The organism is Methylomonas koyamae, assembly GCF_001644025.1.
In the GTDB taxonomy this organism is placed as follows: Bacteria; Pseudomonadota; Gammaproteobacteria; order Methylococcales; family Methylomonadaceae; genus Methylomonas; species Methylomonas koyamae_A.
The window spans coordinates 1-13,142 of the sequence record NZ_LUUK01000067.1 but is presented as its reverse complement, the minus strand read 5'-3'; the positions used below and the strand labels follow the sequence as shown (position 1 = coordinate 13,142).

Here is a 13,142-nt window from a genome sequence, read left to right as displayed (position 1 = left end):
TATGGCGATGAAACGCTTGCCCGCCGCTTGGTTTCTGCTGTTCGCCGTCGGGTCGGTTCAGGCCGATATCTACAAATACGTCGCGCCTGACGGCCGGGTGTATTACACCGACGAGCCGAAAAAAGGCTTCGACTACCGGCTGATCATCCGCACCCGTCCCAAAACTTACAATCACGATCTAAAATATCTGTCGGCGAACAAAAGCAAGTTCAACGACTTGATCGCCAAAGCCGCCGCCAAGCATCAGATGGACCCCAAATTGTTGCATGCGGTGATTCAGGCCGAATCGGCCTACAACCCCAATGCCGTGTCGTCCGCCGGAGCCGTCGGCTTGATGCAGCTGATGCCGGACACCGCGCGGCGTTACGGCGTCAGCGACCGACGCGACGCCGAACAAAACGTGGACGGCGGCACCCGCTACCTGAAGGATCTATTAGCGATGTTCAATTCCAACCTGAAATTGGCCGTGGCCGGTTACAACGCCGGCGAAGGCGCGGTGATGAAGTATAACTACACGATTCCGCCCTACCCCGAGACTCAAAATTATGTCCAGCATGTGATGTCGCTCTACGGAAAAGGCTAGCGCCCGTGTCCTCGCTACAAAGTCTGGTCAACGACACGACCAAGCTGTTCTCGCTGCCGGACATCTATTTCCAACTCAACGAAATGGTGCGCGATCCGCGTTACACGATGACGGATTTCGGCAAGGTGATTTCCAAGGACCCGGCGCTGAGCGCCCGGCTGCTGCGCATCGTCAACAGCCCGTTTTACGGTTTTCAGTCCAAGGTAGACACAATTTCGCGCGCCATCACCATCATCGGCGTCGACGATCTGAACAATCTAATCCTGGCAACGTCGGTCGTCGACGAATTCAGCCGGATTCCCTGCGAGCTGGTGGATATGACCGCCTACTGGATGCGCAGCGTGCACTGCGGCGTCATCGCTCGGCTGCTCGCCAAACGCAGCGGCGTGTTACACGCCGAGCGGCTGTTTCTGGCCGGCCTACTGCACGACATCGGCTCGCTGGTCTTATATATACGGATGCCCGACGCGGCACGGACCGTATTGCTGGCGGCCAACCACGACCGCGGCTTAGTGCCCGGCTTCGAATACCAGATTATCGGCTTTACCCACGCCGACGTCGGTCAGGAACTGCTGAAAAGCTGGGGCCTACCGGAATCCCTATACGAAACCGTCGGCTGCTACCTGGAACCGAATCGCGCCTTGGTCCACAAACTGGACGCTCACTTGCTACACATCTCGGCCCTGCTGGCCGATAGCGGTCGCTACGCGGACGGCGTCGAGGCCACGGCGGCGATGCTGTCGGAACAATCGCTGTCGCTGACCCGGCTGAGCCGCGAACAAATCATCGCCTTGATGGGACAGGTGGAAGGCGAATTCATGCACATGTTCGAATTGCTGTCGCCGGGCAAGCGCTTTCACTAAAGTTCGCGCTACCCTACAAAACCGAAACGCCGGCCTGTTCCAGTAACCTGGTCAGTTTGATCAGCGGCAAGCCGATCAAGGCATTCGGATCGTCGCCGACGACTTTTTCGAACAGCGCGATTCCCAATCCCTCGGACTTGAAACTACCCGCACAATCGAACGGCTGTTCGCGATCGACGTAACGCTCGATTTGCGCCGGCGTCAGTGGCCGGAAATGCACTTGGCAGACATCGAGATCGCACCAGCAGCGGCCGGAACCGGCGTCGAGCAAACAAACCGCAGTGTAAAATGTCACGACCCGACCGGCTTGCAGGGCGAGCTGCCGAATCGCCCCCTCCCGACCACCGGGTTTGCCCAAGGTAGCACCGTCTATTGCCGCCGCTTGATCCGAGCCGATAATCAAGTGCTCTGGATACACGGCGCGCAAAGCCTGAGCCTTGGCCAGCGCCAAGCGAGCCGTCAGGTCGGCCGGTGTTTCGCCGACCAGCGGCGCCTCGTCGACATCGCTGGCGGCGGCGGTAAATTCGAGTTGCAAGCGCGCCAGCAGTTGCCGACGGTAAGACGAGCCGGAAGCGAGAACGAGAGCGGACATGGCTAGGTGATTGTTTAATCGAGTGTTTGTTTGACGCGGCCGCGAGTAGTCTGTATCATTGTACAGTTATGTCAGACAAGTTTCCCGACCGTATCGATCCTCTGGTGTTCGCCGAAAGGCGCGGCACCGTGGCGGGCCAGCTCGCGCTAGCCCAATTCGAACGCTTGTCGGATTACCTTGTCGAGCGCGACGGCGCGGTGGACGTCAGGCTGGAATTCGACAAGGAAGGCAAGCGTGTCGTGTTGAGCGGCCAAATCGTCGGCACGGTGCAACTGGAATGCCAGTCCTGCCTGCAAGGCGTGGCCTGGCCACTGGACATTCGCTTCAAATTGGCCGTCGTCGCCACGCCGACCGAGGCCGAACGATTGGAAGATTACGAACCGATAGTGCTGGACGACGACAAAATCTCGCTACATGCGGTTGTCGAGGACGAAATCCTGCTGGCGATTCCGGATTTTCCCAGACACGAGCACCGCTGTCTCGAGCGCAACAGCTCCTCGGACAACGACTACACCGATAGCCGGACTAAGGCAGACAATCCTTTTTCCGTGTTAGCAAAACTTAAAAAAACTGGAGATTGAAATGGCAGTACAAAAGAGCAAAGTATCGCGTTCCAGACGCGGTCAACGTCGTTCACACGATGCATTGGTCGGCAAAACCCTGTCTCAGGACACCCTGACCGGCGAAACCCATCTGCGTCACCACATGACCCCGGACGGTTTTTACAAAGGCCGCCAGATCGTTGCCGGCAGAGACGAAGATTAATCTTCGCAAATTCACCATCACGTAAAGCCGACGGGTATTTCTGCTGTTGTCGGCTTCTTCCGACCACAGGAGTTAATCCCAAGCGTGAGCGTAACTCTCTCTATCGATGCCATGGGCGGGGATTTCGGACCGCAAGTCACGATACCCGCATCGCTGGTTTGTCTAAGAAAAAACCCGAAACTGAATTTGATCCTGGTCGGCGACGAAACCTTGCTGAAGGACAAGCTCGGCTCGGCCCTGACCGAATTCGCCGGCCGGCTTAGCATTGAACATGCATCGCAGGTGGTGGAAATGGACGAACCGCCGCAAAAGGCTCTGAAAAACAAGAAAGATTCGTCGATGCGGGTCGCGATCAACCTGGTTCAGGAAGGCCGGGCCGACGCCTGCGTCAGCGCCGGCAATACCGGCGCGTTGATGGCGACCGCCCGTTTCGTGTTGAAAATGATCCCCGGCATCGACCGGCCGGCCATCATTTCGACGCTGCCCTCCACCTTCGGCCACACCCATGTGCTGGACCTGGGCGCGAACGTCGATTCCAGCGCCGAGCACCTGTACCAATTCGCGGTGATGGGCGAGGAAGTGGTCAAGGCGGTCGAAAACATCGAACGCCCCCGCGTCGGCCTGTTGAACATCGGCGAAGAAGACATGAAAGGCAACGAGCAGGTCAAGGCGGCCGCGAAATTGCTGGAAAATTCCGAGCTCAACTACATCGGTTACGTCGAAGGCAATTCGATCAACGCCGGCCATACCAAGGTCGATCTAATCGTCACCGATGGCTTTGTCGGTAACGTGGCGTTAAAATCGATCGAAGGTGCCGCGAAAATGATCAGTTCCAAACTCAAGGACAGCTTTTCGCAAAACTGGCTGACCAAGCTGGCCGGCCTGGTGGCCTATCCGGTGCTGAAACGCTTCAAGGACAGCATCGACCCGCGTCTTTACAACGGCGCCAGTTTCATCGGTTTGCGCGGCTTGGTCATCAAAAGTCACGGCGGCGCCGACGCGTTGGCCTTCGAAACCGCGATCCATCTGGCCGAAGTCGAAGTGGCGCAAGGCGTCATCCGTAAAATCAGCGAAAAATTGGAAATCGCGCTAGCCCAAAAGGTTGTGGCATGACAATCTGGTCTCAAGTGATCGGCACCGGCGGCTACTTGCCCGAAACCGTCCGAACCAACGACGACATTTCGACGATGGTCGATACCTCGGATAGTTGGATCCAGGAACGCACCGGCATCAAAAGCCGGCGGATCGCCGGGCCGGACGAAACCGCCTCCAGCATGGCCGAGATCGCCGCCCGTCAGGCGCTGGAGATGGCCAATCTGCCGGCCGACGCCATCGACATGATCATCGTCGCTACCGGTACGCCGGAGCGAGTCTACCCCAGCACTGCCTGTCTATTGCAAGAGCGCCTGGGCATCAAGCGCGGCGTGGGTTTCGACATTCAGGCCGCCTGTTCCGGCACCGTCTACGCCCTCAGCATCGCCGACCAATACATCAAAAGCGGCTTCGCCAAAACCGTATTGGTGGTCGGCAGCGAAATATGCTCGCGTATCGTCGATTGGAGCGACCGCGGTACCTGCATCCTGTTCGGCGACGGCGCCGGCGCGGTGTTGCTGAGCGCCGGCGACCGGCCCGGCATCCTGTCCACCCATATTCATTCCGACGGCGGCTACGAAGACCTGTTGTATTGCCCCAACCCGCAAGTCGCGGCGACCGCCAAGCAGGACGAAGCGCCCTATATCAGCATGCGCGGCAACGAAGTCTTCAAGGTCGCGGTCAACACATTGGGCCGTATCGTCGACGAAACCCTGGAAGCCAGCGGTTTGGCCCAAAGCGATATCGACTGGCTGGTACCGCATCAGGCCAACACCCGCATCATCGCCGCCACCGCCAAAAAGCTGGGCATGTCGATGGACCAAGTCATCCTCACGTTGGAAAACCAAGGCAATACCTCCTCCGCCTCCGTGCTGCTGGCCTTCAACGAAGGCGTGCGCGACGGCCGCATTCAACGCGGCCAAACCGTGCTGATGGAAGCCTTCGGCGCCGGTTTTACCTGGGGTTCCGCTTTAATTCGGTACTGAAATGAATCCAAACGCACAAAGCTACAATCTGGCCTTCGTTTTCCCCGGCCAAGGCTCGCAAAGCATCGGCATGCTGGCCGCGCTGGCCGAAACCCACCCGACCGTCGAACACACCTTCGCCCAAGCCTCCGAAGCACTGGGATTCGATCTGTGGAATCTGGTCGCCAACGGTCCGGAAACCGACCTGAATCAAACCCGCAACACCCAGCCGGCCATGCTGGCGGCGGGCGTCGCGGCTTGGCGGGTTTGGTGCGAAACCACCACGATCCGTCCAGCCTGGATGGCCGGCCATAGCTTGGGCGAATACACCGCCTTGGTTTGCTCCGGCGCGCTGAATTTCCAAGACGCGATCAAACTGGTCGCCGAACGCGGCCGCCTGATGCAGGAAGCCGTGCCGGCCGGCGAGGGCGCGATGGCGGCCATCCTCGGCCTGGAAGACCACCAAGTAGTTAACACCTGCGCCGAAGTAGCCAACGGCGAAATCGTCGCGGCCGCCAATTTCAACGCCCCCGGCCAAGTCGTGATTGCCGGCGCCGCCGCAGCGGTCGATAGAGCCATCGACGCTCTGAAAGGACTGGGCGCCAAGCGCGCGTTAAAACTGCCGGTCAGCGTGCCCTCGCACTGCGGTTTGATGGAAGCCGCGTCCGGCCAACTGGCGGCGTTGCTGGAAAACACCGCGCTGGACATGCCGGCGATGACGTTGATCCACAACGCGGACGTCAAATCGCACGGCTCGCCGGAAGTCATCCGCTATGCGCTGAAAGAACAACTATTCAAACCGGTGCGCTGGGTCGAGAGCGTCAAATTCATGCACGAACAAGGCGTGACCGCCTTTGTCGAATGCGGCCCCGGCAAAGTGCTGCTGGGCCTGAACAAACGCATCGCCCCGGACGCCGCCCACTTGGCGGTCTACGATCCGGACACCCTAGCCAACGTTGTGGAGCAATTGAATGGATAAAAAAATCGCCATCGTCACCGGCGCGAGCCGGGGTATTGGCCGGGCCATTGCCGAAAGACTAGCCGCCGACGGCTTCCACGTGCTGGGCACCGCCACCTCCGCCGCTGGCGCCGACGCCATTTCCGCGTATTTGGGCGACAACGGCAAGGGCTACAAGCTCAACGTGGCCGACGCCGCCGATATCGAGCACTTCGTCAAAATCAGCGGCGACGAATTCGGCACGCCGGCCGTGCTGGTCAACAACGCCGGCATTACCCGCGACAACTTGCTGATGCGGATGAAAGACGAGGAATGGGACGACATCATCGCCACCAATCTGACCTCGGTGTTCAGAATGTGTAAAGCCGTCTCGCGCGGCATGATGAAGGCCCGGTACGGCCGCATCATCAATATTTCCTCGGTGGTCGGCTCGACCGGCAACGCCGGCCAAACCAACTACGCCGCCGCCAAGGCCGGCATGGTCGGTTTCGCCAAGTCGATGGCCAAGGAAGTCGGCTCGCGCGGCATCACCGTCAACACCGTCTCGCCGGGTTTCATAGATACCGATATGACCAAGGAATTGGGCGCCGACATCAAAAACAGCCTGCTGGGCGCGATCGCGCTGGCCCGCCTCGGCCAACCGGAAGAAATCGCCCACGCGGTATCCTTCCTGGCCTCGGAGCAAGCCTCCTATATCACCGGCGAAACCCTGCACGTCAACGGCGGCATGTACATGCCCTAAGCCGGCGACCGCCCACACGCCCAAAAGCCCGCCGCCGATCCGGCCGCGGGCTTTTTTTATGGCTCAACCGCTCTGCAATGCCGCTGCAACCGCCGCCGCGCGGGTCGAGACGCCGAGCTTTTCGAAGATGTGTTCCAGATGCTTGTTGATTGTGCGCGGGCTGCTGCCGAGGATAATGCCGATTTCCTTGTTGGTTTTACCGCGAGCAATCCACATCAGAATTTCGGCTTCGCGGAAGGTCAGTTTCAAGCGCTCGCGCAATTGTTCAGGATTCCAGGCCCCGTCGTCCTCGCGCCTGAGCAGCAACAAATATTCGTCCGGGTGGTGGCACACGCCGATCTCAACGCTGAAGCCGGCCGCCGCGCCAAAGCTTTCCCCGTCCGGCGCCTTGGCGCCGTCGCCGCGCCAGTTGGCGAACCAGGCCAATAAACGGCCCGGCAACGCGTCGCCGAGTCCGCACGCCCCCGCCTCGCCCTGCCCGCGCTTAAAATCCGCCAGCCAGGCGGCGGCGGCCGTCGTTAACCAGACGATCCGGCCGCCGGCATCGACCGCCAGCGCGGCGAATTCGCCGTCGTCCAGCACCCCTTCGGCCCGCAGCAAATTGCGGGTTTGGGTCAGATGCACTTCGATGCGCGCCAGCACTTCGGCCGGCCTGATTGGTTTGACGATGTAATCCAGCGCTCCTTCGCCGAAACCGCGCAACAAATGGTCCAGCTCGCTAAGGCCGGTCATGAACAACACCGGAATCGCGGCGGTGGCCGGATCGGCTTTCAGCCGGCTACAGGTTTCGAAGCCGTCGATGCCGGGCATCATCACGTCCAACAAAATGATGTCGGGTTTGACGTATTGAATTTGTTCGATCGCCGAGCAACCGTCGGTGGCGACCAAGACCCGGTAATTGGCTTCCGACAAGGTATCTGACAACAGAGCCAGATTGCCCGGCGTATCGTCGACGATCAAGACCGTACCACTACTGCCATAGGTGCCGTTCATCGTGCCTCCTGCGTTTTCGGGTTCATGTTCAACAATTTGCGTAGTTCGCCGACCCGGAACTCGCCGGCCAGTGTTTTCAGTTTGGCAAAATAGCCGGCATAGTCCGGATGCGCCGCGGCCAGTTCGTCCAATTGCTTTTTTAGGGCCAGCAGATCGCCGATCCTTACGCAATCGACACAGCCCTGCAACAGAGGTTCCGGCGGCACCGCCAACGCCGCCCGAATGCCCGGCTCGACCGCCGCGACCTCGTCGCGGTACAGCCAGCTCAGCGCCAAATACAATTTCAATTTGTCCATCAAATCGCCCACCCGGACCGGCTTGGCCAGAAAGTCGTTGCAGCCGGCATTCAGTGCCGCCAGCCGGTCGCTGGGATAGGCATTGGCGCTCAGTACGATGATCGGCATCGCCCAACCCTGCTCGCGCAGCCGGATCGCGGTTTCGATGCCGTCGATACCGGTCATCGAAATGTCCAACATCACCAGATCGGGACATTGCTCGGCTACCCGAACCAGGCATTCCTCGCCCGAATCCGCTTCGCAAACCTCGAAGCCCAAGGGCTCCAACAAAGCCCGCAGCAAATCGCGATGCTCGCGCTGATCGTCCACCGCCAAAATCTTGCGGCGGACGCCGTGATAGCCGACGATGTCCGCGCGCGGTTCCGGCTCGGCATCGACGTTCAAACTCGGCAACAGTAGGCGCACGCTGAAGGTCGAGCCCTCGCCGAGTCGGCTTTTCACCGTTATTTCGCCGCCCATCACTTCGGTCAAGATCTTGCTGATCGTCAAACCCAAGCCGCTGCCGGCCACCGCGTTGCCGGTCGGCTGATTGAGCCGGGTAAAGGGCTGAAAGATATTTTGCAATTGCTCATCCGCTATGCCGGCGCCGGTATCGATCACCTGAAAATTGACGACGCCGCCGCTATAGCCTATCCGCAGCACGATTTCGCCGCTGTCGGTAAATTTGACCGCGTTGCCGAGCAAGTTGATCAAGATCTGCCCCACCCGCTTCTCGTCGCCGCGCACTCGCTGCGGCAGGGTGTTGCCGATCTGGCAAACGAAGCGCAAGCCCTTGTCCTCGGCCTGTGCCTGGTAGGTATGCACCAAATGCTCGATGAACAACGGAAAGTTAAAGGCTTCCTGCTTCAGATCGAATTTGCGCGCCTCGATCCGGGCAATATCCAGAATGTCCTCGATCAATGCGCATAAATGCTCGCCGCTCCGCTTGACGGTATCGACGGCCTGGCGCCGGTGCTCCGGAATGCTGGGGTCTTGGTTCAAGATATGGGCGTAGCCGATAATGCTGTTCAGCGGCGAGCGGATTTCATGACTCATACTGCTGAGGAAACGGCTCTTGGCCTGATTGGCGGCGTCGGCCATTTTCAGCGCTTGTTGCAATTTCAAGTCGGTTTTCTGATGTTCCTCGATTTCCTGCAACAGGAGTTGGGTCTGCTTGGCGGTTTCCTCTTGCGCCACCTTGCGGCTTTCGGCATTCAAGATCAGCCACCAGGTGCATAGGCCGATGAACACCAGCAACGAGGCGTATATTTTCAGGAAATTGTTCAGCAATAACTGGAAGGCCGGCCAATCCTGGCGAATGCTCAACAAATCCTGGTAGTAAATGATGCTGACGAAAATCCCGGTCAACACTGACAGAAACACAAACAACAAACCGAAGCGCAACAGCCGCAGGCGCACGTACAGACTCAAAAAATTCGGCAAACCGCGTTTGGCGAGGCGTTCCAAATAATCGTCGAAGCGATAGCCGACCTTGCAGGCGTCCAAACAGCGCGCGTCCAACGTGCAGCACAACGAACAAATGCTGCCGGCGTAGGCCGGACAATAGGCCACGTCGTCGTGTTCGAACTCGTTCTCGCAAATCGAACAAGTGTTGCGGGCGTAGCGGTTGTGTTCGTCGCGATCGCGCGCCAGATAATGCTGGCCCTTGCTCCACCAGGCTAAGGCCGGCGCCAACACGAATGCCAGGCCCAGCGCGATGAACGCCGAAAAGGCTTTGGGCCATTCGCCGAACAAACCGACGTAAGCCAGTATCGACACCACCGACGCGACGAAGGTCGCCACCATGCCGACCGGATTCAGATCGGACAAATAGGCCCGCTTGAACTCGACTTCCTTCGGACTCAAGCCCAGCGGCTTGTTAATCATCAACTCGGCCGCGACCGTGCTGATCCAGGCGATCGACATATTCGAAAACAGCCCCAGCACCTTTTCCAGCGCGCCGAACACGCCGAATTCCATCAACAGCAGCGCGATCATCACGTTAAACAACAACCACACCACCCGGCCGGGATGGCTATGAGTCAGCCGCGAGAAGAAATTGGACCAGGCCAGCGACCCGGCATAGGCATTGGTGACGTTGATCTTGATTTGGCTCAACACCACGAACAAGGCCGTCGCGGCCAAGGCCCAGCGCGGATCTTCGAATAGTTCGTTGTACGCCACCAGATACATCTGGGTCGGCTCGTGGGCATGTTCCGGGGCGATGCCGTGGCGTATCGCCAAATGGGCCAACAAGGCGCCAAGCAACTGCCTGAGCACGCCGAATACCACCCAGCCCGGCCCGGCGCTCAGCATCGCCGCCCACCAGCGCCATTTGTTCTCGGCGGTCTTGTCCGGCAAGAAGCGCAGAAAATCCACCTGTTCGCCGATCTGCGCCACCATCGAACAGGCCACCGTCGCCGCGCTGCCGAACAGCAGCCAATCGAAGCCCTGGCCGCTGCCGGCGATCCAAAAATAGGTCTCCAACGTCATCAACGCTTCCGGCTCGGTCCGCGCCACCGCGATATACGGCGCGATCAGCAAGGCCAGCCACACCGGTTGGGTCCACAACTGCATCCGGCTGATCGTGGTAATCCCGAAGGTCACCAGCGGAATCACGATCAGCGCGCTGATCACGTGGGCATAGGCCAGTGGTATTTGAAAATACAACTCCAGCGCCAGCGACATGATCGAGGCCTCCAACGCAAACAGCGTGAAGGTGAACGAAGCATAAATCAGCGAGGTCACCGTCGAACCGATGTAGCCAAAGCCGGCGGCGCGGGTCAGCAAATCGATGTCGATATGAAAGCGGGCCGCGTAATAGCTGATCGGCAATGAGGTGATGAAGATCACCACGCCGACCGCGATGATGGCCCAAAAGGCATTGGTGAAGCCGTAGTTGATCGACAAAAACCCGCCGATCGCTTCCAGCACCAGAAACGAGGTCGAGCCGAAGGCGGTATTGGCGACTTCGAACTCCGACCACTTGCGGAAGCTGCGCGGGGCGTAGCGGAGCGCGTAATCTTCCAGGGTTTCGTTGGCGACCAGCAGGTTGTAGTCGCGGCGGATTTTGGTGATGTTTTGGTGGATGGCTTTCATATGTTGTGTCGCTGACGCGACGGGTGATTTAATGCTGGTTCGCGGACCGACAGCCGCGATACTTTAAAAACGCGACATCAGGGGATAAAAACCATCCCGATTTCGTAGGGTGGGCACGGTTTACGTGCCCACGCGGACAAACCTTTCATTCCCCCGCAACCGTAACATCAACGCCATCTCCCCAATCCATCGGATAAACGCCTTCGTTAACATACCGATGAAACGTCGAATAAGGCCATTCGCTGACTCGCCGGCAATAGCCGTGTTTCACCGGATTAAAATGAACATAATCCATATGTCGGGCAAAATCGGTTTCATCCCGAATTTGATGTTCCCAATACCGGCGTTGCCATAAGGTCGATTCCCGATGTTTTTGTTTCGACGCATTAATCCATTCGGCCCGCCGATATGCTTCGCCACAAACCACGCTCACCTGCCGTTTGATCACGCTCCAACGGGTCGTAAAATCTCCATCGTCCGCCGGCAGTGTCCAAATGGCATGCAAATGATCCGGCAACAACACCCAGGCGTCGATGGTAAACGACCGTTTGGCGCGAGTGCTTGCAATCGCTCATCGTAAAGCCGCCCGCACCGGTTCATCACATAAAATTACCTGCCGCCGATACTTCACCACCGTGAAGAAATACGTTGCACCGGGATTTTGCGAGCGGCGGTAACGGGACATTTTTGGTTGTTAATTTTTGGCGGTTAATTCGGGGGTTGTGGCTTTTCCGCGTGGGCACGAAAAGCATGTGCCCACCCAACGTTAAGACGATGCTTGAATACAGAGCGCAAGAACCATCATGCACCAATAACCTTTTCCCTAAAAAACGAAATTGCTTTAGCGTGGTTTGGCAGTAATTCTGGTGTCGTCCAAATAGTCCATTGATGGGCGTTATTAAATTTCGGAGATTCTTCTATAATATCTGCAACTAAAGCAGTTGATACAATAACACCAATTATTCTGCTTTTTGATAAATATTTCCTAAAACAACGCTCATGGTTCGCAAGAAAAGTCATGTTATTGCTATGTAATTTATTACCAAGCTCTTCGAATGTTCTTGCCTGTAATAAAGTGTTTTCGGGAATCAAATCATCAATGTTCATTGCAACAATTCCAAAATCAAAAATATTCTCGAATTGATAGACTGCATTAGATAGAACTTTTGAAACACCTTTCTCTGAATATATCTTTTTACATGGAATGGCAATTTTTTGATTTTGGATACTGACAACAATATCAGGCTCAGCAAGACTAGTATCGGAAATAGTTTCTCTAATCTGCGTAAAGACTTCCAATTCCCATAGTATGTTTTTTGCATGAGAAGACTTTCTCTCAAAAAAGTTTAATGTTCCTTTCAACAAATCTCTTAAATATTTTTCTCGCTGAATTTCATTGCGTAGCTTCTGAGTCGCGCTTGATATTCTTTCAATATGCAGTGATTTAAATAGCAAATCCATATTAGCAGCTTCGTTATTACCAGTACTCCAATCAAAAGCAAGCTTTTCGGCACTTTTTAGTAGCTCATGTAGCTGACTTGTTGAATTTAGGTTGATACTAGACTCTTCATATAAGTTTCTAATTAGATCAATTTTGCATTGAAGAGCGGTATGGTTATATTTTTTGCGCTCTGTTATTTCTGGGAAAATATTCATAGAATGAGGCAAATCCGAGGCAATAAATACTTGAGTCTAATCGAATTAATGAGATGGTGAGTAAAACTACCAATCCTACACATCAATTTTAATTTTCAAATTCACATAACACCTTATCTACCGCGATGAGTTAAACTCCGTTTACCGCTCCGAGTCCTATAGGATGTGCTGAACGGAGTGAAGCGCATCGGTCGCAAACGATGCGCCTCCTTTCGTCGGCAGCATCCTACGACACCATTAAAATCCTAGCTTTCAAAATCATCGAATAATCTTCCATATCGCGACGGGGTTAACCCCTGATGCCGCGCCGAGCACCGGAGGGTTTGAGCGGAGTTGCCCGACAGGGGCGCGGCAGGGATGCCGCGCGTTTTTGGAGGGCTATGGATAGCCCTTCCAAAAACCCCGCTCAAACCCGCAGGAGCGCAGGATATAAGCGGCATGGGGTGGCCTTTTCTTTGGATACTTTCTTTTGGCCAAGCACAAATTCGTCCGGAACGAATTTGAACAGCCGATAGGCTGGCCCGCAGGGCGAAAACCATGGATGGTTTTCGTAGCGAAA

The 13,142-nt window shown here is 56.8% G+C and carries 12 protein-coding genes and 1 pseudogene; 8 read left to right on the top strand and 5 right to left on the bottom strand.

Going from position 1 to position 13,142, the window contains the following annotated elements; genetic code table 11:
* Position 1 precedes the first annotated feature (1 nt).
* Both A1355_RS06240 and A1355_RS06235 read left to right on the top strand, forming a co-directional pair.
* Complete coding sequence (locus A1355_RS06240) at positions 2-583, top strand: lytic transglycosylase domain-containing protein (RefSeq protein ID WP_064026105.1); 582 nt, start codon at positions 2-4, stop codon at positions 581-583.
* A gap of 5 nt (positions 584-588) precedes the next feature.
* A complete protein-coding gene (locus tag A1355_RS06235; RefSeq protein ID WP_064026102.1) occupies positions 589-1,446 on the top strand; it encodes an HDOD domain-containing protein in 858 nt (285 codons plus the stop codon).
* Between the two features lie 13 nt (positions 1,447-1,459).
* On the opposite strand, the gene A1355_RS06230 is transcribed toward A1355_RS06235, so the two are convergent.
* Complete coding sequence (locus A1355_RS06230) at positions 1,460-2,038, bottom strand: Maf family protein (protein WP_064026100.1); 579 nt, start codon at positions 2,036-2,038, stop codon at positions 1,460-1,462.
* 68 nt (positions 2,039-2,106) lie between these two features.
* On the opposite strand from A1355_RS06230, the gene A1355_RS06225 reads away from it, so the two are divergent.
* The 6 genes from A1355_RS06225 to fabG all read left to right on the top strand — a co-directional run bounded on the left by A1355_RS06225 (position 2,107) and on the right by fabG (position 6,560).
* Positions 2,107-2,619, top strand: a complete 513-nt coding sequence (locus tag A1355_RS06225) for a YceD family protein (RefSeq protein WP_064026098.1) — start codon at positions 2,107-2,109, stop codon at positions 2,617-2,619.
* A gap of 1 nt (position 2,620) precedes the next feature.
* Entirely contained in the window at positions 2,621-2,803 is a 183-nt protein-coding gene (gene rpmF / locus A1355_RS06220) for a 50S ribosomal protein L32 (RefSeq protein WP_064026096.1), read from the top strand.
* A gap of 84 nt (positions 2,804-2,887) precedes the next feature.
* The gene (gene plsX / locus A1355_RS06215) at positions 2,888-3,916 is read left to right on the top strand and encodes a phosphate acyltransferase PlsX (protein WP_082885389.1); all 1,029 of its coding nucleotides are present in this window, start codon (positions 2,888-2,890) and stop codon (positions 3,914-3,916) included.
* A complete protein-coding gene (locus tag A1355_RS06210) occupies positions 3,913-4,881 on the top strand; it encodes a beta-ketoacyl-ACP synthase III (protein WP_064026092.1) in 969 nt (322 codons plus the stop codon). Before plsX ends, A1355_RS06210 begins: the two co-directional genes overlap by 4 nt.
* 1 nt (position 4,882) lies before the next feature.
* On the top strand, positions 4,883-5,839 hold the full coding sequence (fabD, locus tag A1355_RS06205; protein ID WP_064026090.1) for an ACP S-malonyltransferase: 957 nt from the start codon (positions 4,883-4,885) through the stop codon (positions 5,837-5,839).
* A complete protein-coding gene (fabG, locus tag A1355_RS06200; RefSeq protein ID WP_064026088.1) occupies positions 5,832-6,560 on the top strand; it encodes a 3-oxoacyl-ACP reductase FabG in 729 nt (242 codons plus the stop codon). The genes fabD and fabG overlap by 8 nt, the downstream gene beginning before the upstream one ends.
* A 63-nt stretch (positions 6,561-6,623) precedes the next feature.
* Here the strand turns inward: fabG and A1355_RS06195 are convergent, their stop codons facing one another.
* The 4 genes and pseudogenes from A1355_RS06195 to A1355_RS06180 form a co-directional block, all read right to left on the bottom strand.
* Positions 6,624-7,553: a response regulator transcription factor gene (locus A1355_RS06195; RefSeq protein WP_064026086.1), complete on the bottom strand. Its 930-nt coding sequence runs from the start codon at positions 7,551-7,553 to the stop codon at positions 6,624-6,626.
* On the bottom strand, positions 7,550-10,927 hold the full coding sequence (locus A1355_RS06190; RefSeq protein ID WP_064026084.1) for a response regulator: 3,378 nt from the start codon (positions 10,925-10,927) through the stop codon (positions 7,550-7,552). The genes A1355_RS06195 and A1355_RS06190 overlap by 4 nt, the downstream gene beginning before the upstream one ends.
* A gap of 145 nt (positions 10,928-11,072) precedes the next feature.
* Positions 11,073-11,612, bottom strand: a pseudogene (locus A1355_RS06185) (REP-associated tyrosine transposase).
* A gap of 116 nt (positions 11,613-11,728) precedes the next feature.
* The gene (locus A1355_RS06180) at positions 11,729-12,583 is read right to left on the bottom strand and encodes a hypothetical protein (RefSeq protein WP_064026082.1); all 855 of its coding nucleotides are present in this window, start codon (positions 12,581-12,583) and stop codon (positions 11,729-11,731) included.
* Positions 12,584-13,142: the final 559 nt, after the last annotated feature.